Source organism: Nocardia canadensis (assembly GCF_032656385.1).
Lineage (GTDB): Bacteria > Actinomycetota > Actinomycetes > Mycobacteriales > Mycobacteriaceae > Nocardia > Nocardia canadensis.
On record NZ_JAVCWB010000006.1, the window covers coordinates 44,085 to 64,050 of the forward strand.

General features: G+C 70.4%; 18 protein-coding genes. 7 read left to right on the top strand and 11 right to left on the bottom strand.

Annotated features, from left to right (window positions below; all coding sequences use genetic code 11):
* Nucleotides 1-7: 7 nt before the first annotated feature.
* From Q7X29_RS12775 to Q7X29_RS12790, 4 genes are all read left to right on the top strand, one after another.
* The gene (locus Q7X29_RS12775; RefSeq protein ID WP_316574152.1) at nucleotides 8-931 is read left to right on the top strand and encodes a ferritin-like domain-containing protein; all 924 of its coding nucleotides are present in this window, start codon (nucleotides 8-10) and stop codon (nucleotides 929-931) included.
* The gene (locus Q7X29_RS12780; protein ID WP_316574153.1) at nucleotides 928-1,494 is read left to right on the top strand and encodes an NAD(P)/FAD-dependent oxidoreductase; all 567 of its coding nucleotides are present in this window, start codon (nucleotides 928-930) and stop codon (nucleotides 1,492-1,494) included. The genes Q7X29_RS12775 and Q7X29_RS12780 overlap by 4 nt, the downstream gene beginning before the upstream one ends.
* The gene (locus Q7X29_RS12785; RefSeq protein WP_218717888.1) at nucleotides 1,491-2,975 is read left to right on the top strand and encodes a flavin-containing monooxygenase; all 1,485 of its coding nucleotides are present in this window, start codon (nucleotides 1,491-1,493) and stop codon (nucleotides 2,973-2,975) included. Before Q7X29_RS12780 ends, Q7X29_RS12785 begins: the two co-directional genes overlap by 4 nt.
* 116 nt (nucleotides 2,976-3,091) lie before the next feature.
* The gene (locus tag Q7X29_RS12790; protein WP_316574154.1) at nucleotides 3,092-3,820 is read left to right on the top strand and encodes an HAD family hydrolase; all 729 of its coding nucleotides are present in this window, start codon (nucleotides 3,092-3,094) and stop codon (nucleotides 3,818-3,820) included.
* Between the two features lie 4 nt (nucleotides 3,821-3,824).
* Here Q7X29_RS12790 and Q7X29_RS12795 read toward each other — a convergent pair whose 3' ends face one another.
* From Q7X29_RS12795 to Q7X29_RS12830, 8 genes are all read right to left on the bottom strand, one after another.
* Nucleotides 3,825-4,286 (bottom strand): cupin domain-containing protein, encoded by a 462-nt coding sequence (locus tag Q7X29_RS12795; protein ID WP_316574184.1) that lies wholly within the window; start codon nucleotides 4,284-4,286, stop codon nucleotides 3,825-3,827.
* Nucleotides 4,287-4,452: 166 nt separating this feature from the next.
* The gene (locus Q7X29_RS12800; RefSeq protein ID WP_316574155.1) at nucleotides 4,453-6,633 is read right to left on the bottom strand and encodes an MMPL family transporter; all 2,181 of its coding nucleotides are present in this window, start codon (nucleotides 6,631-6,633) and stop codon (nucleotides 4,453-4,455) included.
* Nucleotides 6,630-7,835 (bottom strand): peptide synthetase, encoded by a 1,206-nt coding sequence (locus tag Q7X29_RS12805; protein WP_316574156.1) that lies wholly within the window; start codon nucleotides 7,833-7,835, stop codon nucleotides 6,630-6,632. Before Q7X29_RS12805 ends, Q7X29_RS12800 begins: the two co-directional genes overlap by 4 nt.
* 31 nt (nucleotides 7,836-7,866) lie before the next feature.
* Nucleotides 7,867-8,910 carry an NAD-dependent epimerase/dehydratase family protein gene (locus tag Q7X29_RS12810; protein WP_316574157.1) on the bottom strand — a complete coding sequence of 348 codons (1,044 nt, stop codon included), beginning with the start codon at nucleotides 8,908-8,910 and terminating at the stop codon, nucleotides 7,867-7,869.
* The gene (locus Q7X29_RS12815) at nucleotides 8,907-10,568 is read right to left on the bottom strand and encodes a fatty acid CoA ligase family protein (RefSeq protein ID WP_316574158.1); all 1,662 of its coding nucleotides are present in this window, start codon (nucleotides 10,566-10,568) and stop codon (nucleotides 8,907-8,909) included. The genes Q7X29_RS12810 and Q7X29_RS12815 overlap by 4 nt, the downstream gene beginning before the upstream one ends.
* On the bottom strand, nucleotides 10,565-11,470 hold the full coding sequence (locus Q7X29_RS12820) for a beta-ketoacyl-[acyl-carrier-protein] synthase family protein (protein ID WP_218717882.1): 906 nt from the start codon (nucleotides 11,468-11,470) through the stop codon (nucleotides 10,565-10,567). Before Q7X29_RS12820 ends, Q7X29_RS12815 begins: the two co-directional genes overlap by 4 nt.
* Before the next feature lie 8 nt (nucleotides 11,471-11,478).
* Nucleotides 11,479-12,528, bottom strand: a complete 1,050-nt coding sequence (locus Q7X29_RS12825; protein WP_316574159.1) for a 3-oxoacyl-ACP synthase III family protein — start codon at nucleotides 12,526-12,528, stop codon at nucleotides 11,479-11,481.
* 571 nt (nucleotides 12,529-13,099) lie between these two features.
* Nucleotides 13,100-14,110, bottom strand: a complete 1,011-nt coding sequence (locus Q7X29_RS12830; RefSeq protein ID WP_316574160.1) for an LLM class flavin-dependent oxidoreductase — start codon at nucleotides 14,108-14,110, stop codon at nucleotides 13,100-13,102.
* A gap of 144 nt (nucleotides 14,111-14,254) precedes the next feature.
* Here Q7X29_RS12830 and Q7X29_RS12835 point away from each other — a divergent pair, with 144 nt between their 5' ends.
* The 3 genes from Q7X29_RS12835 (at nucleotide 14,255) to Q7X29_RS12845 (ending at nucleotide 16,777) form a co-directional block, all read left to right on the top strand.
* A complete protein-coding gene (locus tag Q7X29_RS12835) occupies nucleotides 14,255-14,686 on the top strand; it encodes a DUF779 domain-containing protein (protein ID WP_316574161.1) in 432 nt (143 codons plus the stop codon).
* Between the two features lie 49 nt (nucleotides 14,687-14,735).
* Nucleotides 14,736-15,440, top strand: a complete 705-nt coding sequence (locus Q7X29_RS12840; protein ID WP_316574162.1) for a hypothetical protein — start codon at nucleotides 14,736-14,738, stop codon at nucleotides 15,438-15,440.
* Between the two features lie 101 nt (nucleotides 15,441-15,541).
* Nucleotides 15,542-16,777 carry a cytochrome P450 family protein gene (locus tag Q7X29_RS12845; protein ID WP_218717911.1) on the top strand — a complete coding sequence of 412 codons (1,236 nt, stop codon included), beginning with the start codon at nucleotides 15,542-15,544 and terminating at the stop codon, nucleotides 16,775-16,777.
* Nucleotides 16,778-16,819: 42 nt separating this feature from the next.
* On the opposite strand, the gene Q7X29_RS12850 is transcribed toward Q7X29_RS12845, so the two are convergent.
* The 3 genes from Q7X29_RS12850 to Q7X29_RS12860 are packed head-to-tail and all read right to left on the bottom strand — an operon-like array spanning nucleotide 16,820 to nucleotide 19,943.
* Nucleotides 16,820-18,082, bottom strand: coding sequence for a cytochrome P450 (locus Q7X29_RS12850; protein WP_394358683.1), 1,263 nt, complete (start codon nucleotides 18,080-18,082; stop codon nucleotides 16,820-16,822).
* 47 nt (nucleotides 18,083-18,129) lie between these two features.
* Nucleotides 18,130-18,549: a roadblock/LC7 domain-containing protein gene (locus Q7X29_RS12855; RefSeq protein ID WP_316574163.1), complete on the bottom strand. Its 420-nt coding sequence runs from the start codon at nucleotides 18,547-18,549 to the stop codon at nucleotides 18,130-18,132.
* Nucleotides 18,546-19,943 (bottom strand): ATP-binding protein, encoded by a 1,398-nt coding sequence (locus Q7X29_RS12860; RefSeq protein ID WP_316574164.1) that lies wholly within the window; start codon nucleotides 19,941-19,943, stop codon nucleotides 18,546-18,548. The genes Q7X29_RS12855 and Q7X29_RS12860 overlap by 4 nt, the downstream gene beginning before the upstream one ends.
* Between the last annotated feature and the right edge of the window lie 23 nt (nucleotides 19,944-19,966).

Below are 19,966 nucleotides of genomic sequence, written 5' to 3' on the forward strand. Positions count from 1 at the left end.
TCGAACAATGACGTTCGCCTATCCCGATATGCTCGCCACCGTGCGCGCCAAGCAGTGGGCGCTGGCCGACATCGACTGGGACGCACCGGGTGCCGACACAATCACCGACGAGCAACGCCCCCGGCTGGCCACCTTCATGGCCGATCTGGTGTGGATCGAACACGTCGGCGCGCGCGGTTTCGCCGCCCTCGTGCACCAGGCGCCGCCGGGCCCGCTGCGCGAGATCTACCGCTACTTCCACGCCGAGGAACAGAAGCACGCCAACGCCGAACTCGCGCTGATGCGCCGGTGGGGAATGCTCGACGGCGACGAGATGCCGGTGCCCAACAAGAACATCCGCCTCGTGATCAGCTGGCTCGACCGCTACGCCGATCAGCTGAGCCTGCCGGTGCTCGGCACCGTCATCCCCTCGCTGGAGACGGCGCTGGACGGCGCGCTGGTGAAATTCCTGCTGGACGAGGTCGACGACCCGGTGTGCCACGAGGTCTTCCGCCACATCAACAACGACGAGTCCCGGCACCTGGCCGTCGGTTTCCAGGTGCTCGAACAGCTCGGCGCCGGGCCCATCCGCCGGATCGCCATCGAGACGGCCGGTTTCGCGGTGCGTCCGTCGTTCGTGCTCGGCGCGCTGCTGTACGCGCCGCTGCTGTCGCGGATGTCGACCAACATCATCGCCCTGGGCCTCGACGAGGAGAAGCTGTGGCAGGCGGTGCGCCGCTACGAGAACGTCGGCGAACGCAGCCCCGCCATCCGCCGGGTGCCGCTCTATCACGTGGTGAAGACCCACGGGAAGGCCACGATTCACCGGCGACAGCCGTTCCAGCTGCTGGCGGATGTGTCCAACGCCTGTATCGACCGGTTCCCGATCCGGGTGCTGGGCCGCAGGCCGTCCTGGTCCGACGAGCTCACCTACGAACCGGTGGCGAAATGACCGCGCTTCGTTTCGCCGAGACCTTCACCGGCCGCCAGCTCCATCACACGAGCTTCGTCCCGCGCCACGAGTTCAGCGGCAGGCGGGTGGCGATCGTCGGCAGCGGGGCCGCGGCCGCGCGCCTGCTGCCCGGCATCGCCGCCGAGGCCGTGCGGGTGACGGTGTTCCAGACCGACGCGGTGTGGATCGTGCCGCGCGCACCGCTGCCCGGCGCGATCCTGCGCCGGCTGCCCGAGCCGGTGGTCCGCCTGGGTGCGCGGATCAATCTGCGTGTCCAGGTGCGGGATTCGTGGCTGCGGCACCGGCTCACCCCGGACGAGGACGCCGGGGTCGCCGTGCACAACGGCTACTACCGCACACTGCGGCAACCACACTGCTCCCTGGTGACCTGGCCGATCGCGCGCCTGGTCCCGCTGGGCCTGCGCACGGTCGACGGGATCGAGCACCGGGTCGACACCATCGTCTACGCCGAGGACGCCGGACACGTGGTCCGCACGCTCGCCCGTCGCGGCCGCACCCACTACTCGCCCGAATTCGCCGGCGAGACGAAGGAGATCGCATGAGCACCACCGGGATCGACCACGAGATCGTCATCGTCGGCGCCGGATTCTCCGGGATCGGCGCCGCGATCGCACTGCGCAACGCCGGATTCGAGGACTTCCTCATCGTCGACGAAGCCGACGGCGTCGGGGGAACCTGGCATTGGAATACCTATCCCGGTGTCGCCGTGGATATCCCGTCGTTCAGCTACCAGTTCTCGTTCGAGCAGCGCACCGACTGGTCGCGGGTCTACGCGCCGGGCCGCGAACTCAAGGCCTACGCCGAGTCGTGCGTGGACAAATACGACCTGCGGCCCCGAATCCGCTTCGGCACCACCGTCACCGGGGCCGACTTCGACGAGAAGGGTCGGCGCTGGGTGCTGCACACCGCCGACGGCGCCGATCTGACGGCGCGGTTCGTGATCAGCGCGACCGGCGTGCTCACCCGGCCCAAACTGCCCGACATCCCCGGCATCGAGGACTTCGCCGGTATCACCATGCACACCTCGCGCTGGGATCACCGCCAGGATCTGCGTGGCAAGCGGGTCGCGATCATCGGCACCGGCGCCTCGGCCGTACAGGTGATTCCCGAGATCGCGCCGGAGGTCGCGCAGCTGACGGTGTTCCAGCGCACGCCGATCTGGTGCCTGCCCCGACCCGACATGCCGCTGCCGCTGCCCGCGCGCTTGGCGCTGAAAGTGCCGGGCGGACGCACCCTGACGCGGTTGGTGAGTCAGACCTATGTCGAATTCACCTTTCCCCTCGCCGCCCACTACCACCGGTCCCTGCCGACCGCCGCGATCGGGGAACGCGCGGGGCTTGCCCATCTGCGCCGCCAGGTGAAGGACCCGGCGGTCCGCGAGGCACTGACCCCGAAGTACGCGCTCGGCTGCAAGCGGCCCAGCTTCTCCAACGACTATCTGTCGACCTTCAACCGGTCGAACGTGACCCTGGAGACCACGGCGATCAGCGCGATCACGCCCACCGGTGTGCGCACCGAGGCGGGCGCCGAACACCGCGCCGACGTGCTGATCCTGGCCACCGGGTTCAAGGTGATGGAGTCGGGCAACATGCCGACCTATGACCTGCACGGCGTCGGTGGCCGCGATCTGGAGACCTGGTGGGACGAGAACCGCTTGCAGGCCTACGAGGGCGTCAGCGTCCCCGGCTTCCCGAACTTCTTCTCCATCATCGGTCCCTACGGCTACAACGGCGCGTCCTACTTCACCCTGATCGAGAACCAGACTCGTCACATCCTGCGCTGTCTGCATCACGCCCGCAGCACCGATGCCGAGCGCATCGAGGTCACCGAGGAGGCCAACGACCGCTACTTCCGGGAGATGCTCGCCCGCCGCGGCGGGCAGGTGTTCTGGCAGGACAGCTGCGCCACCGCCAACAGCTATTACTTCGACAAACACGGCGACGTGCCCCTGCGTCCCGCCTCCACCCTCGAAGCCGCTTGGCGCAGCGGTCATTTCGCTCTCACCGACTACGCCTTCACCTAGCGGACGGCGGTGCGGCGGCGGCCGGGCTCGCGGGCGCGGCGACGGCACTGTCGTCGCGATCGGCGTGTGCGATGCTCGGGGCAGGCGACGCCGGCAGCGTCGGAACCGAGAAAGGGATGTCCGTGCCGATCCGAGGTGTGCTCTTCGACGTCGACGACACCCTGTTCGACTACTCGTCCTCGGAAGCGGCCGGTCTCCTCGCGCAGCTGCGGGCGGACGGACTGCTCGACCGTTTCGCCGATCCCGCGGCGGCGGTGACGCTGTGGCGGGAGATCACCGAGGTCGAATACCACCGCTTCGTCGTCGGTGAGCTCACGTTTGCCCAGCAGCAGCTCTCCCGCGCTCGCACGTTCGTCTCCCGTCTGCGCGGCGTCGCGCCGTCGGCGGTGCCCGACCCGGAGGCGGCCGCCTGGTTCACCGGATACGCCCCGCGTCGCCGGGCCGCCTGGTCGGCGTTCCCGGACGCGGAGCCGGTCTTGCGGCACCTCGCGCCCAGGTACCGCCTCGGCATCGTCTCGAACGCCGCGGTGCCCCAGCAGCGGCGCAAGCTCGCGGCCGTCGGGCTGCTGGACTTCTTCGGTGACCGGGTGGTGTGCAGCGAGGAACACGGTGCGGCGAAGCCGGAACCCAGCATCTTCCTCGCCGGCTGCGCGCTGCTCGGGCTCGCACCGCGCGAGGTCGCGTTCGTCGGCGACAAGTACCTCGTCGATGCCGTCGGCGCCCACGAGGCGGGCCTGCGCTCCTGCTGGCTCGATCGCGCGAACATTCGCTCCGGCACCGTGATCCGCGACGGCATCCACGTCATCGACACCCTCGACCACCTCCCGCAACTACTGACGGAGTAGATCCTCAGCTGCGGAAGTCCGCGAAGTCGAAGCCCGGCGCGACCAGACAGCTCACCAGGACCTCCTCACCGCCGGCGGGCCGCGCGGCCTGCCAGTGGCCCGCCGGAACCACGTACTGCACGTGCTGACCGGCTTCGATCAACGGCCCCAGCGTCACCGTCGTCGCGGTGCCCGGCCGATCGCCGTCACCACCCAGATCGAGCTCGAGCGGCCCGCCCCGATGCCACAGCCACACCTCGGCGGAACGCACCGCGTGCCAGATCGACTGTTCGCCGGGCGGCAGCAGGAACAGGATCCCGGTCGCCGCGGCCCGCGTGCCCGGGTAACCGTCGGGCGTGAAAGTGTGCTCGCTGCGCCAGGTCTCGCGATACCAGCCGCCTTCGGGATGCGGTCGCAGGTCCAGCGTCGCCGCCGTCGACGGCTGCCGCAGCACCTGGGTGTGGCGTCCGTCCGGTCCGCGTCGCATCCACCGGACCTCCTCGACGGCGTCGACCGGCACACTCTCGACGGTCGTGCCGAGCTCGGGCGTGGTCAACGCCAGCACCTGGGCCGTCGCGGGCAGGTCGTCGGCAACGCGCAGTGCGGCCTCGTCGTCCTCGGCGTGGACTACCTCCGCGCCGATCCGCAGCCGGTCACCGGCCGACTGCCACCTCTCGCGGGTTGTCACGATCATCGGCGTCGTCCTTCGTTCGGGAGTCGGGCTGCCGGGTCCATGGTGCTCTCCGAGACCTGCCGGTGCGCATCCGGACCAGCCGCGGCCGCCAGGGCAGCCACCAGTTGGCTTCTCCCATCAACCGTACGAGGGCGGGGACGAGCAGCATGCGGACCAGCGTGGCGTCCAGGACCAGGGCGATGATCATGCCGAGGCCGAGGAAGCGCATGGGAGTCAACGGGGAGAGGGCGAACGCACCGGTGACGAGGACGAGCAGGACGGCGGCGGCGGTGATGACGCGCGCGGTCTTGACCGTGCCGACCCGCACGGCGGTGGTGGTGTCGGCGCCCGCGCGGTGCGCCTCGGCCATGCGGGAGAGCAGGAACACCTCGTAGTCGGTCGACAACCCGAACACGACCGCGATGATCAGCACCAGCATGCCCGCCGGGATCGGCCCGGCGGTGATGCCGAGCGGACCCGCGAGATACCCGTGGTAGAAGATCATCGTCAGCACGCCGAAGGCGGCGGCCAGGCTGAGGAACGCCATCGCGACAGCCTTGAGCGGCAACATGATCGAGCGGAACGCGACGGTGAGCAGCACCATGGTGGCCAGCACCATCACCGCGATCATGAGCGGCATGCGCCGCACCGTCGAGTCGACCGTGTCCACGGTCGCGGCGGTGTCGCCGCCCACGGCCAGCGTCGTTTCCGGCGGTGGGGCCAGTGCCCGGATGGCCTGGACGGCGGCGGTGGCGTCCTCGCTGCGGTCGGCGGCGGTGAGGAAGGCGTGCAGGACGACGACATCGTCGGCGCGCCCCACCTGCACCACATCGCGCACGCCCGCGATCGCGTCGACGTCGGCGAGCACCGCGGTGATCGCGGCCGTCTGCGGTGGACCGTCGAGCCCGTGGATCAGCACGGTCGCGCCACTCGCGGCGGCCGGGAAGGTCGTGGTGAGTTCTTCGACCGTGCGGCGCATCTCGCTGTCGGGTGGCAGGGCGCGATGGTCGATGTCGCCGAGCCGGATGCCGGTCAGCGGTGCGGCCAGGGCGAGCAGGATCGCGCCGACGACGACCGTGACGACCCCGGGCCTGCGCAGCACGGCGTCGACCACCCTGGTCCAGAAGTGCTCGGTGCGGGTGGTCGACCTCGCTCGTCCGATGCGGGTGCCGAACAGCGCCAGCAGGGCGGGCAGGACGGTCGACGAGAGTCCGGCGGCCAGGGCCACCGCCGCGATGGAGCCGATGCCCAGCGATCGCAGCACCGGCTGCGGGAACACGAAAGTGCCCGCGAACGCACACATCAGCAGCAGCGCCGACAGGGCGACGGTGCGCCCGGCGGTCGCGTAGGTGCGGGCGATGGCCGCTGGCACGTCCCGGCTCTCGGCGTATTCCTCGCGAAACCGGTTGACCAGGAACAGGCCGTAGTCGATGGCCATACCGAGGCCGAGCAGCGAGGCGATGTTCACCGCGAAGGTGGTGACCTCCGTGGTCTCGGTGAGCAGCCGGATCACCCCCAGGGACCCGGCTACCGCGAGCGCCCCCACCAGCACGGGCAGCGCGCCGGCGAGCAGTCCACCGAAGACCAGCACCAGGATCAGCAGTGTCAGCGGCAGCGAAATCGACTCCGCCACCACGAGATCGCGCTGCGAGCGCGCGACGATCTCGGAATTGAGCGCGCTGTAGCCGGAGAGCCGGGTGTCGACGCCGGGCACGCGCAGCGCGTCGGCGATCGCGGGATAGGCGGCGATGCGCGCGGTGTCGTCACCGGCGGTGAACACCGCCGCCACGGCCTGCCGGCGATCCGGCGAGATCAGGAAGTTCCGCAGCGGCGCGGCGGCGTTCCAGTAGCTCTGCGCCGGTCGCGCGAGCAGGGCCGGATCGATCCGGTCCAGCGCCGCGGTGATCTGCGGGCCGATCTCGTCGACGGTGCGGCCCGCGGGCACGGTGTAGAGCGCGATCACGTCGGGACTCTGCGGTCCGAAATGCTCGGTGACCGCCCGATCGACCAGCGCCGACTCACTGCCCTGATCGGCGAACCCACCCGCGCTGAGCCGCTGGGTGACATCGGCGCCGAAGGCCGCGCACAACCCGACGACCGCCACGATCACCGCCAGCACCGCGCGCGGCCGGGCGATGACCAGGCGAACCAGCGCCGTCACAGCGGCCGGTCCACCGAGGGACGCGCGGCCAGTTCGGTCTCGAGCATCGCCACGATCCCGTCGAGCAGCGCCTCGAGCCGGGCCTCGACGCCGTCGCCGTTGCGCGCCGACACCGTCAGATCGGTGTGGCCGTCGAATTCGGTGAGCCCGAACAGCAGCGGCATCGCGACGCTGTGCTGGGGCAGCACGTACAGCCCCGTCGGCCGGAAACCGGGCACGGCCAGCTCGTCGGCGGTGAAGCGGCCCATGTGGGACACGGTGGCCGAGGCCAGATTCCGGCCCCAGCGGGCGCCGAGCCAGTTCGTCGTGTGCAGGACACCGCGATTGACCGGGTCGGGCACCAGGGTGATGCGGGTGTTCGCCAGCTGGTTCAGTTCGCGCCGTTCGCGCAGACCGGTCTTGATCTGCTCCTTGACCCACGTCCAGTCGCGTCCGGACTCGATGTCGAGGAACAGCGGCAGGGCGAGATTGGCGGTCGAGCGCAGCGCCGGGTCGTGCCTGCGCAGGTCCACCGGCATCATGATGCGCGAGGTCCCCGGTGTCTCGGCGGCCAGCAGCGCGCAGACCCGGGCCAGCGCACCGGGGCCCGCCGCGTCGATGCGCCGGTGCCGCAACAGATGCCGGGCGACGCCACGGCGCTGCCTGCCCCGGCCCGTCGCGCTGCGATAGCGCGGCACCATCGTGGCGGGCTTGCCGGGCGCCCCGACCCGGTCCACGAGCTCCTGATCGGCCACCGGGTCGAGCTGGGGGATCGGGTCCTGCCCGCGCAGCGCGCGCAGGACATTGGTCACCCACAGCACCATGCCCATGCCGTCCATCACGCCGTGGAAGACCCGGAAGACCAGCGTCACCGGCGCGCCCGTCAGCAGCAGCACCTCGACGGTGGTTTCCGGCGTCGGTCCGATCGGGCTGGTGAGCACCGGATCGGCCTCGAGCGTGGTCTCGTGCAGCACGTGACCCGGCACCACCCGGACGGCGGGCGCGATGCCCGCGTCGACCCACTCGGCGCCGCGACGCACCAATCGTGCGCCGGGGGTCACCGTGGCGGCCACGGCGACCGCGCGGCGCAGCCGGTCAGGGTCGAGATCGCCGTCGCCGGGGACGACCAGCTGCATGAGAAACGGCGGCGCGAGGTCGCGCATGGGGAAGTACATGCGCTCGGTCGTCGAAATCGGGCGGCGGAAGGTGCTGCTGCCGTTCATGATTGCCTCCGGTGCGTCGGTCGTGCGGTGACTACCGCAGGTCCCTGGTGAGGGTCTCGATGCCGCCCGCGGCGTCGAGCCAGGTGAGGAATTCGGTCAGTCCGGTATCGCGATCGGTGACCGGCGCGTAGCCGAGATCGCGGCGGGCGGCGCCGGTGTCGTAGGTGGCGCTGCGCGTCATCAGCGCGACGGCGTAGCGCGACAGCGGCGGCGACCAGCGCTGCGCCACGGCGGGAATCCGCCACACGGTCTCGACGGCGGCCACGACGGCGGTGAGAACACGGCGATTCGGTCTGCGGGACGGCGGTGCGTAGCCCAGCCGGGAGGCGACCGCGCCGAGAAACCCCCACACGTCGGTCTTCTCGGCGTCGGCGACGAAATACGCCCTGCCGCCGACGGATTGCGCCGTGAGCGCGAGCCGGCACGCGTGCACGATGTTGTCCACGTGACACAGCGAGGCTTCGACCGTGCGGCCGTAGGACAGATCGGGCAGCGACCCGGTCGCGGTCCGGCCGAGCAGCCGCACGATCGGCCCCGAACGATCGCCCGCGCCCCAGATCGCCCGTGGACGCAGGGCGACGGTGGTGAAGGTGTCGGTGTTCGCGGCGAGCACGGTCCGCTCGGCGGCGGCCTTGGTCTCGGAGTAGAAGTTCAGGTAGCGGTGTGGATAGGGCAGTGATTCGTCGACGTCGACCTGATCGCCGCCGTCCCGGTCCATGAGCGCGCTCGGACTCGACACGAAGACGAATCGGGACGCGCCGCTGTCGCGGGCCGCGTCGAGCAGTGTCTCGGTGGCGGCCACGTTCTCCGCCCAGAAGCGGGCCCTGGTGCCGCGTTCGTCGACTCTGGCCGCGCTGTGCACCACGACGTCCATGCCTGAGGTGGCGGCCGCCAGCGACGCCGGATCGGCGAGGTCGCCGTAGACGACGGCGACCCGGTCCCGCGCGGACCCGAGGTCGTCGAGCACGCTGGTGGGCCGCACCAGGATCGACACGTCGTGGACGCCGTCGGCGACCAGCGCGCGCACGAGCGCGCCGCCGAGGAAGCCGGACGCGCCGGTGACCAGAACCTTCATCGTCGTGCCTCCAGTTTCTTCGCCGCCCACCGCGCGAGCTCCTCGCGGCCGATCTTCGCGTTGTGCCGGATGTCGACCGGGAAGCGGGGATGGACGAGGAATTCGGTGACCGGCGCGGTGACCTCGAATTCGACGGCGCGGGTGCGCAATCGGGTCAGCGTCGCCGCCGGATCGGCGCCCGGTTCGAGCTCCACGCACAGCACCGGCCGCTGAACCCCCCGCGTGCCGAGGCCGACGAGCGCGGTCCGCGCGACGCCGGGCACCACGTTGAAGACCTGCTCGACCTGCACGGTGAACATCGGTCCCCGCGCGGTCTCGACGCGCTGACTCTTGCGTCCGCAGAACCAGATCCGGCCCTGCTCGTCGATCCAGCCCAGGTCGCCGGTGCGATGCCAGGTGCGATCACCGTCGGCGATCTTGCCCGCCGCGTTGGCCGCCGCGGGCCAGTAGTAGCGGGTGCTGACATTCGGGCCGGTCACGACGATCTCGCCCACCGCGCGCGCCCCCGCGGGCGACGCCGCCGCGTCCCAGTTCGGCACCGGGTCGTCGGTGATCGCGAGCAGCCGCACCTCGACCCGATCGGCCGCGCGGCCGATACAGGTGCCGTCGCCCTGGTGGGCGCGCTCGACCAGACCATCGAGCAGTTCCCTGGATTCGATGGTCGACATCGGCAGTGCCTCGGTCGAGCCGTAGCCCGCGTAGATCTCGGCGTCGGGGCTCAGCACCTCACGCAGCCCCGCGACGCACCAGTCCGGGACCGGCGCACCGCCGGAGAACACGCTCGACAGGGTGCTCAGTTCGGCCGGATGCGCGCGCAGATGTTCGAGCAGCGGAATGAGCAGGGCGGGGGAGGCGAACATGGTTCGGACGTCGAAACGTTCGATCGCGTCCACCACGTGCGCCGGATCGGTCGACCCGACCTTGCTCGGGATCAGCGGCGGCAGCACGCAGCGCGCGCCGAGCAGCAGATCGAGCACACCGACCAGCGGCAGGGTGATCAGCGAGGTCTCCGGCGGGGTGTGCCCGCGGGCGGCGTGCACCTGCTCGACCATCGCGGCCAGATTGCCGTGCGTCAGCTCCACCGCCTTGGCCGGACCCGTACTGCCGGTGGTGAATCCGATGATCAGCACGTCCTCGGGTGCGGCGGGCACCCGCTCGGGCAAGGCGCCCGAGGGTCTGCGGCCCCAGGCCCGCAGCGTCGGGCCGCCCCAGAACCAGCGGCGTCCCACCGTCAGCGTGGTGCGCACGCGACGGAAGCTGCGTGGGAACAGCACCCGCAGGGCGTGCGCGGGCGGAATGCCGATGAACGCCTCGGCCTCGACCGCGCGCAGGCAGTGCACCATCCGGCGCACGCCCATGCCTGGATCGATCACCACCGGCACCGCGCCGATCTTCAACAGCGCGAACAGGATCGCGTACAGCTCCGCGCTGGGCAGCACCAGCACGATGGTCCTGGTCCCACTGCCGACGCCGGACCGCAGGAGCTGCTCGGCGATCGCGTCCGACCACTGGTCCAGCTCCTGGTAGGTGATCCGCCGGTAGTCGGGCAGACCCGCGGCGGTCTGCCCGTCGGGGTAGATCACCGCGGCCCGGTCCGGTTCCGCCTGCGCGAAGCGCCGGAAGTCGTCGATGGTCCGCCAGTAGGTCGCCGTCCTCACGCGGTGGTCTCCGCGGGTAGTCGGTACACGGTGGCGGCCGCGGCCGGACCGGCGCCCGCCGCGACGAACAGCACGTGGGTGCGGCCGGTCAGCGAGCGCTCGGCGACCGCGCGGTCGTAGGCCAGCGGCAGCGCGGCGGTGTGCGGGTCGCCGTCGGTCAGGTCGGGGGTGCGCACCGCGTCCTGGTCGATGCCGAGCGCGTCGGCGAGCCGCTTCGGGAAGTGCGGAGTCGGCGTCGAGGCGATCAAGACCAGCCCGGCCGGGTCGATCTCGGCCGTGGCGAGGGCGGCGCGGGCCGCTTGGTCCGCGACGGCCAGGATCCGGTCCTCGAAATCGGGGTCGCGTTCCACGGTCATCAGGCTGCGGCCGGTCGTGCCCATGGTCGCGGTGTCGACGTAGGCGACCTCGGCGGGACTGCCTGTCGAGCGCGCGGAGTGCACGGGCCCGAACCCCTCCGGCCCCTCGACCTGTTCGAGCAGCAGCGCGGCGCCGGCGGTCGCGTAGGGGAACGCGGCGTCGGCGGTGCCGCGGGTGAGCGACGGATGGGTGTCGCCCGCGACGATCAGCACATGCTCGGTGCTGCCGGTCGCCAGCACCGACCCGGCGACGCGGACGGCGTCGAGCACGCCGACGGCGCCGTTCATCAGGTCGAAGGAGAAGGTCCGCGGATCGTCTCTGGTGTAGTCGAGGCCGATGCCCGCCGCCTTCTGGATCAGCGCGGAGACCGCGGGTTCCACCGTGTTGGAGTCACGGAAGATGCCGGTGTTGATCAGCACGCCCACCTGGTCGGGCCGGATCTCGGCGCGCTGCAGGCATTGCCGCGCGGCGCGCCCGCTGTGCTCGACGATGCTGTGAGTGTCGGCGGCCTTGCTGGCGCCGGTGGCTCGGATACGCACGCCCATGACGAACCTCAGACCTTCAGCGAAGAGATGGTGGTGGACAGGAAGCCGGCGACGACGCCGGAGGCGGCCGGAACCATGAGGAGTTTCGACCCGGCCTCGATGCTCTGCTCGGACAGCTGGTCGTGCAGCACGATGAAATGCGAGGTGGTCGAGGTGTTTCCGTACTTCTCGATCACGTTCAGATCCGGCGGCATCGGGGTGCCGAACTCGCGGGCGGCGACACCGTTGATGTACGGCACGGCGGCCGCGCCGAACTGGTGATGGATGATGTAGTCGAACTTCTCGTCGGCGAAGGTGCGTCCGCGCTGCTCGAGGTAGGTGCCCTGCGCGTCCGGCCACAGCATGAACCGGGCCTCGTTGTGCATCTTGCGGTTGTCGGTGTAGAGCGCGACGCCGGCCGACTTGTCGCTGGGCATGCCCAGGCACAGGTGGGAATGCTCGGACGCGGTGAACAATTCGACGTAGTGGATCATGTCGGCCTCGTCGACGGCCTGGTCGAGCACGACCGCGCACCCCGAGTCGCCCACCGACAGCGACGCGAACTGCAGGTCGTACTTCTCGGAGATCTCGTTCACGGCGGTGTCGGCGATCGGGGTGATCGACTCACCGCTGACGACCATGCCGTTGCGCACCACGCCGGCCCGGATCATCCGGTCGAGAATGTAGGTGCCGGTGAGCATTCCGGCGCAGGCGTTGGACACGTCGAAGGTGATCGCGGAGTCGGCGCCCAGCGCTTGCGCGATCGTCGAGGCGAACGAGGGCTCCATGTACATCCGGGTGCCCTGGTTGCTGCGGGTGATCGAACAGGAGATGATCACGTCCAATTCGCCCGGGGCGTAGCGGGACCTGGTCAGACAGTCCTGCGCGGCGTTCATCGCCAGTGCGAACGAGTCCTGCATGCGGTCGGGCGCGGTGTCGCGCACCCGGCGTTCCTTGATCCCGGTGATCCGCTCCAGGTCGAACGAGGGCGGAACTTTCAAACGGGAAATCAATTCCGCGGTGGACACGATATTCGACGGAAGATATGCGCCGATCGACTCGAAACGTGAATGCAACACGTGAACTCCTCCAACGTCTGTAAGTGCGCCTGGGATCATTTCCGACCGTCGGTGGGACGGAACCCTACCTGAGTTATTGCGTTCGCCCGGAAACGATCTGAGGGCCCGGTATTCGAGGAACAACCATCGACGAGCCTACGTGTGACCGGAAGTGCTGGATATGTGGCTACCGCCGGAAAAGCGAGGCTGTACAGGGGTGATGCATTCATTTACGGCGTACGGGCAGTGGGTGGCTATCGCTGCTTCGCGATGTCTCGGCCAAGGCGGATGCCGGATTGCCGAGGCTTCGGAGTGAGGGACCTCACGAAGGAACTCCGGATGGAATGTATCGCCGGGGCCACACCTTTTGTCGCCGGGGCACAATGGTCGGCGTGAAGTTTGTCGCGAGAGGAAAAGGTCCCGCGCGAACGACATCGCGGCCCCGGGGCGCCGTCGAAGGTGGAGCCTCGACGACGGTCGGCGCTGTCACACGCCCCAGCTCGGGCTCTGGGGCCACACCTGCGAACAGACACCGCGAAGACCGTCGAGGAGATCTTGGCCAGGGCCCGGACCGAGGCCGCGGTGGGCTGAGTCAGTGGGCCGGGGAACGCAATCCGGCCAGGCGCGCCAGCCGCCGATGCGAATCCAGCCGTGCCGCGCGATCGAAAGTACTGGTGTGTACGAGGATTTCATCGGCGCCCGACTGGGTAATCAAGTGTCCCAGGGCGTCCGCGACCTCCCTCTCGGCACCGTGGATCTGGTCCTCGAGCGCCCGCTCGAACAGGTCGCGCTGCCGGGCGGTCATCGTCGTGGCATCGACCTCCTCGGGAGCGACGAGGGCGGGGAATTCCCCGCGGGTGCGCGAATACGCGCTCGACCACGCCTCCGGGAGCAGGAGTCGGTGTGCCTGCGCCGCCGAGTCGGCGATCATGACCGTCGCCGAGACGATCACATACGGCTGCTCGGCCCACGCCGACGGCCGGAACTCGGCCCGGTAGCGCTCGATCGCCCGCACCATGGCCGCCCTGCCCCCGACCTGCGCGATGACCAGCGGCAGCCCGAACCGGGCCGCGCGCTCGGCGCCCGAACTCGTCGCCAGCAGGAAGGTCGGCAGGCGGGTGCCCTCCGCCGCCACGGCGTGCACGCCGGCACGGCCCGCGCCGAAGTAGTCGAGCAGTTCGATCAGGTCGGCATCGAAATCCTCGGCATCGGCGCGGTCGTGGGCCAATGCCCGGCGGACGCCGTCGGTGAATCCCACCGACCGGCCCAGACCCATGTCCACCCGCCCGGGGAACAGGGACTGCAGCACACCGAACTGCTCGGCGACGACCAACGGCTGGTGGTTGGGCAGCATGACCCCGCCGGTCCCGACCCGGATCCGGTCGGTCGCCGCCGCGACCGCCGCGGCCAGCACGGTCGGGGCGGTACCCGCGACACCGGGCACGCTGTGATGTTCGGCGACCCAGAACCGGTGGAATCCCCACTGCTCGGCGAGCTGGGCGAACTCGACGGTCTCGCGCAGCGCGTCGGCGTGGGACTGCCCGCGCCGGACGCGGGAACGATCCAGGATCGAGAGGCGAGTCGACTCGAGTGTCGGGGTCATATCGATGTCAACGCCGCGTGTCGCGAGGGATTCCACCGGCGGGTCGCGGCTTCGCAAGATTCGATCGGCACCAACCCTGGACCAACCTTGCCCACCCATAGTGTCTGGCGACCCCGACAACCGAGATTCTCCGAGGAGCGCACCATGCCTTACCAAGCCGGGTCCGGACGCCGTGAACGGCATCCGCGCGTACGTGCCGCGAGCCACCGTCACCGCGCGATCGAGACAACCGAGGACGCCCGCCACGTGCTGCAACTGCTGACCGCCATGCACGGACCGGTCGTCCTCTACCTCCCCGCCGACGCCGACGGCTACACCCCGATCTGTGTGCGCCGCACCGACTTCCACGCCGGTTCCGGCGACGTCCTCGCCGGGCAGACGGCCTGGCACACCGAATTCTGGCTGGCCGAGCGCTTCCACGTCGGCCTCGAGGATCTCGACGTCGGCATCGACGTCCGCAGCGCGCCCGGCGGCGACCGCCGGACCGCCTCGCTGGAATCCTCGTGCGGTTTCCGCTTCACCCTGCGCATCGAGAGCGCCCAGGACGTCACCGGCCTCGTCGAGGAGGCCTCCTAGCCGTCGACGACCACGGGGGGTTGTCGGTGGGTGTGGATACCCTGCCGGGATGGTCGGACTGGACTCGGCGTTGCGCCGGTTGACGCGGGATGTGGGAAAGCTGCTGCAGCCGTACGGTTTCCATGGATCGGATGCCAGATGGGTGCGGGTGGCGGCGGGTGGGGTGGCGTCGGTCGGCCGCGGCCGGGTCCAGCGGAGCTGGACGGACGGACAGCAGGAGGTCCGCTTCGGGCTGGAGGTGAGTGCCACACCGACCGCGTGGTGGGAGTTCGGCAACTGGTGCCATGAGCGGGCGGGTCGCGCGCACACGATGCTGGCGGACGCGACCGGGCCGGGCCTCGTCGACGCGCGGAGCATACCGGCCGAATTCACCGAACCGTGGTCGCTGCGTGTCGATCCCGCGGTCGACGGACAGCAGGTGCGCCCGTCCGATATCGAGGCGTTGCGCGCCGACCTGCCCCGGCGGGTGCACGTGTACGCGCGCCGGGCGCTGCGGTTGCTCGAGCCGGACCGCTATCTGGACGAGTTGCTGGCCGATCCCGAGCCCGGGTGGCGCACCTGGGAGGCGATCGTCGTGCTGCTGGCCGAGCACGGCCCCGACGACCGCCTCGACGCGGCGCTGGACCGGCTGCGGGCCTGTCTGCCCGCAGCGGAGGACGCCGGAGGGCCCGCGAATGTCTTTGCCTACGTGCGCGACCGGCCGGCGGTCGCCTCGATGCCGCTGTCCCCGAGTCCCTGCGACCCGACACGCTGACCGGTAGCATCGCTAACCGAATCGGAAGATTCAGTCCAGCAGTATGTTTCGATGCGATCGCCTGCATTGGGGTCCGGGAAACACCGGTGATCGAGAGGTTCATGGTGGAATCGGTGACGAGTCGGTTGGTAATCGATACAACGGGAGAGGACATCCAGGGCGAGATCGCGCGCATCCGGGAGCAGGGTCGGGCCACGCTGGTCGAGCTGCCCGGCGGGGTGCAGGCGTGGTCGGTCACCGATGTCGCGCTGCTGGAGAAGCTGCTCACCGATGCACGGGTCTCCAAGGACGCCGGGCAGCACTGGCCGCCGTTCGTCGCCGGCGAGATCCCGGCCGACTGGCCCCTGTATCTGTGGGTGGCCGTGGCGAACATGTTCACCGCCTACGGCGCCGACCATCGCAGGCTGCGCCGCCTGGTGGCGCCCGCGTTCACCGCCCGCCGCACCGAGGCCATGCGGGAACAGGTCGAGCGGATCACCACCGATCTGCTCGACCAGCTGGCCGCGACCCCGCGCGGCGAGGTCGTCGATCTGCGGGAGCACTTCGCCTATCCGCTGCCGATCCAGGTGATCTCGGAGCTGATGGGCGTGCCCGAGGCGCTGAACCCGGGCCTGCGCACGTGCGTCGACGGCATCTTCGACACCACCCTCACCCCGGAACAGTCGCAGGCCAACTATCTCGAGATGTACCGGATTCTGGGTGAGCTGGTGGCCTTCCGGCGCGAGCACCCCGGCGACGACATGACCAGCGTGCTCATCTCCCAGCGCGACGAGGACGAGGGCGGCGCGCTCACCGAGGAAGAACTGATCGGCACCCTGCTGCTGGTCATCTCGGCCGGACACGAGACCACCGTCAACCTCCTCGACCAGGCGATCACCGCCCTGCTCACCCGGCCCGCGGTGCTCGCCGAGGTCCGGGCGGGCGCGATCACCTGGGCCGACGTCGTGGAGGAGACGCTGCGCTACGAGTCGCCGGTCGCGCACCTGCCGCTGCGGTTCGCGGTGTCCGACATCGACATCGACGGCGTCCACATCGGCCAGGGCGAGGCGATCCTGGCGAGCTACGCCGGCGCGGGCCGTGACCCGAAGCGGCACGGCGCGACCGCCGACGAGTTCGATCCGACCCGGCCCGACAAGTCCCACATGGCCTTCGGCTACGGCGTGCATCACTGCCTCGGCGCGCCGCTGGCCCGGCTCGAGGCACTGGTCTCGCTGCCCGCGCTGTTCGACCGCTTCCCGGCGATGAGCCTGGCAGCGCCGGTCGAGGAACTCGGCACCGTGCCCAGCTTCATCTCCAACGGGCACCGGCACCTGCCGGTGCGCGTGCACGGCGAGTAGCCCCGAGGGGTCCCTGCTCGGCCGGCCGAGCAGGGACCACGCTCATCGCGTCGGCGCCGCGAGCGGTGGCGTCCTCGGGAACCGCACCGGCAGTGCCGCCAGCGCGCGGTGGAAAGGCCCGGGCCGCCAGACCAATTCGGCCTCCGGTACCGCCAGTTCCAGCTCGGGCAGCGCGTCGAGCAGCTGATCGATCGCCTCCTGCGCGATCAGGTAGGCGGGGGACTTGGCCGGGCAGCCGTGCGGGCCCGTGCTCCACGCCAGATGCGCCCGGTTGTCCAGGAAGTCGCCGCTGCCGATCGAGGGATCGTTGTTGCAGGCGGCCATGCTGATCACCACCGGCTGATGGGCGGGCAGCCACACGTCGTCGACCAGGATCGGCTGGCGCGGGTAGGTGGTGCAGAAGTTGGCCATCGGCGGATCGGTGTAGAGCACTTCGTCGAGCGCGTCGCGGGTGGACAGGCTGCCGCCCAACAGGCTGCCCGCGAAGCGGTGATCGGTGAGCATCAGCCGGATCGTGTTGAGCACCAGGTTGAGCATCGGCTCGATGCCCGCGCCGTACATCGTCAGCAGCTGGTTCATCAGCTCTTCGTCGTTGAGCTGCTGCGGGTGCTGCACGAGCCGGGTGGTGATGTCGTCGCCCGGGGTGGCCTGCTTGAGCCGGACCAGGTCGTAGAGCGCGTCCTCGAGCATCTGCGCGCCGCGCACCGCGGTGTCACCGCCCTCGAACATCTGCGCCATGCCGGTGGCGACCCGCCCGCCGATCTCCTCGGGCACGCCGAGCATGGCGTTGATCGTCGCGAAGATCACCGGAAAGGCATACTGGCTCAGCAGATCCGCCGTGCCGTCGGCGCAGAAGCCGTTGATCACCGGCATCGCGATCTGCTCCACGGTGCGATGCAGCCGGTACAGGTCGACGCCGGCCAGACCGGCCACGGTCACCTGCCGATACCGGACGTGTTCGGCCCCGCTGGTGCGAATCGCGTTGGGGCGGTACCGCATCATCGGATACACCGGGCAATCCACGGGGATGTCGCGCTGCCACATCCGCGGATCGGCCGGGAAATGGTCGGGATCGTTGAGGATCTGGACCGCCGTGCGATATCCGATCACGAGGGTGGCCGGGACTCCGGGCACCAGGTCGACCGGCACCAGCGACCCGTAGCGATGCCGCATGGCGCGATAGGCGCTCTGCGGGTCGGCGGCGAATTCCGGGGAGTACAACGGCACGCGATCCTGGCCGTCCCGCGAGTCCGGTGACACCGGGCAGCGGGTGGGATCGAGGTCGAGCGGAAGGTCGAGCGGCACGGCGTGTTCTCCTCTCGATGGCACGCGCAGGGGGGTCGGGTCGGCCGTCACGCGGGAGACCGATCGTTGCGCCGCGGTGCCGTCCCCAGCTCGCGCCCGACCCGTGCCGCCAGTTCGTTCATCCGGTGTGCGACCAGGGCGAGGTCGACGTCGCTGGTCGTCGCGACCCCGAGCAGGGTACCCGCGCCACCCGCGGTGATCAGCACCATGCCTTCCTCGTACTCGGTCATGTTCTGGCGCACCGCATTCCCGGCCGTGCCGCAGAACTCGCCGAGCGCCTTGCCCAGTGACCGCAGCCCCGACGCGGCGGCTGCGAATCGCTCGGCCTCGTCGCGGGTGATGCCGGCGGAATGGGCCAGGCGCAGTCCGTCATCGGACAGCAGCACCGCGAAGCGCACACCGTCGAGCTCGAGATCGTCGAGTAACCAGGCGAGCCGGTTGGTGCTGTCTGCGAGGGGAGTGCTCATCGGATGTCCTGCCCTTCCGTCGATTGCGCGGCCGCGGCGCGGCCGTGTCGGGAACCGCTGTGCCAGGCGGCGGCGAGTTCCGGCCTGCCCGGGGTGTCGGCAACGTTCGCGCGGTCGTCGGGTGGGGCGACGTCCCTGCGCCTGCGTTTGGGGAGCCCGCCGGTGGTCCGGCTGTCGGCGAGGTCGTCCGGCGCCGGCGCGGCGGGCAGTGCCGCCGTGGGCCTGTGCCTGCCGGTCGACTCGGCCTCGGCGGTGATCGCGACCTGCTCGCGCGCGACGGGTTCGGCCTCGATCGGGCGCGGCTCGGGCTCGGCGGCGACGAGCAGGGCCGCCGGGATGAAGACCATCGCCCGCGTGCCGCCGTAGATGTTCGGTCCGTCGACATAGGCCGCGAAGCCGTAGCGCCGCGCCAGCGCGGCGACGCCCGGGAACCCGACCCGGGGCGAGGGACCCAGCGAGTTGATGTCGACCACGCGCTCGCCGGAGAGCACCTGGCGCGCCTCCTCCATCTGCTCCTGGCTCATCCGCACGCCCGCGTCGTCGATGATCAGCGTGACGCCGTGGTGGCCCTCCTGGAAGGTGATGTCGACGAACGACGAGGGCGGTGAGTAGCGCAGCGCGTTGTCGAGCAGTGTGGCCACGGTGTGGACGAGCGGTTCGACGGCCCGGCTGACGATCACCTGATCGCAGTGGCCGGCCCGGATCCGCAGGTAGTCGCGCACGCGGCTGGTCGCGCCGCCGATCACCTCGTCGACGGTCTGCTGCGGCCAGCGCCTGCCGGGCAGGCCGCCGGAGACGATGACGTAGGACTGCGCCTGCCGGATCATCTGCTGCACGGTGTGGTCGATCCGGCTCAGGATCGCGTAGACCTCGTCGTTGCGGTTCTCCCGCAACGCGTTGCTGACCACCTGGCCGACATCGGCGCCGAGGCTGACCACGGTGGTGCCGAACGCGCGGACCGCGCTGTTGGTCGCTGCCCTGGCGTCGGCCGCCACCTGTGCCCGCGCCGCCGCCTCCGCCGCCTCGACCCGCGCCGTGGCACGCTCCTCGGCGGCCAGTTCCACGGCCGTGGTGGTGTCCTGGCGGAGCTGGCGCAGGTCGGCGGCATGGGTCCTGGCCAGCTTCTGCGCGAACGGGGAATCCTGGAGCAGCGCCGGGACTTCCGCGGTGACGACCGGATCGGTGTGCCGGCGGATCTCGTCGGTGATGCGCGGCAGGGTGAGCTCGGCCAGCCGCGTCATCGCCTCCTCGTGGGTGTAGAGCTCGCGTTCGGCCGCGTCCAGGCGGTGGCGGACACGGCGTTCGTTCCGCAGCGCCAGGACCGCGACCGTCACCGCTCCCAGGAGCACCAGAGTGGCAAGGCAGAACAAGAGCACCGCGATTGTCGGAGTCATCGGTTCCTTTGTCGTCACCGACC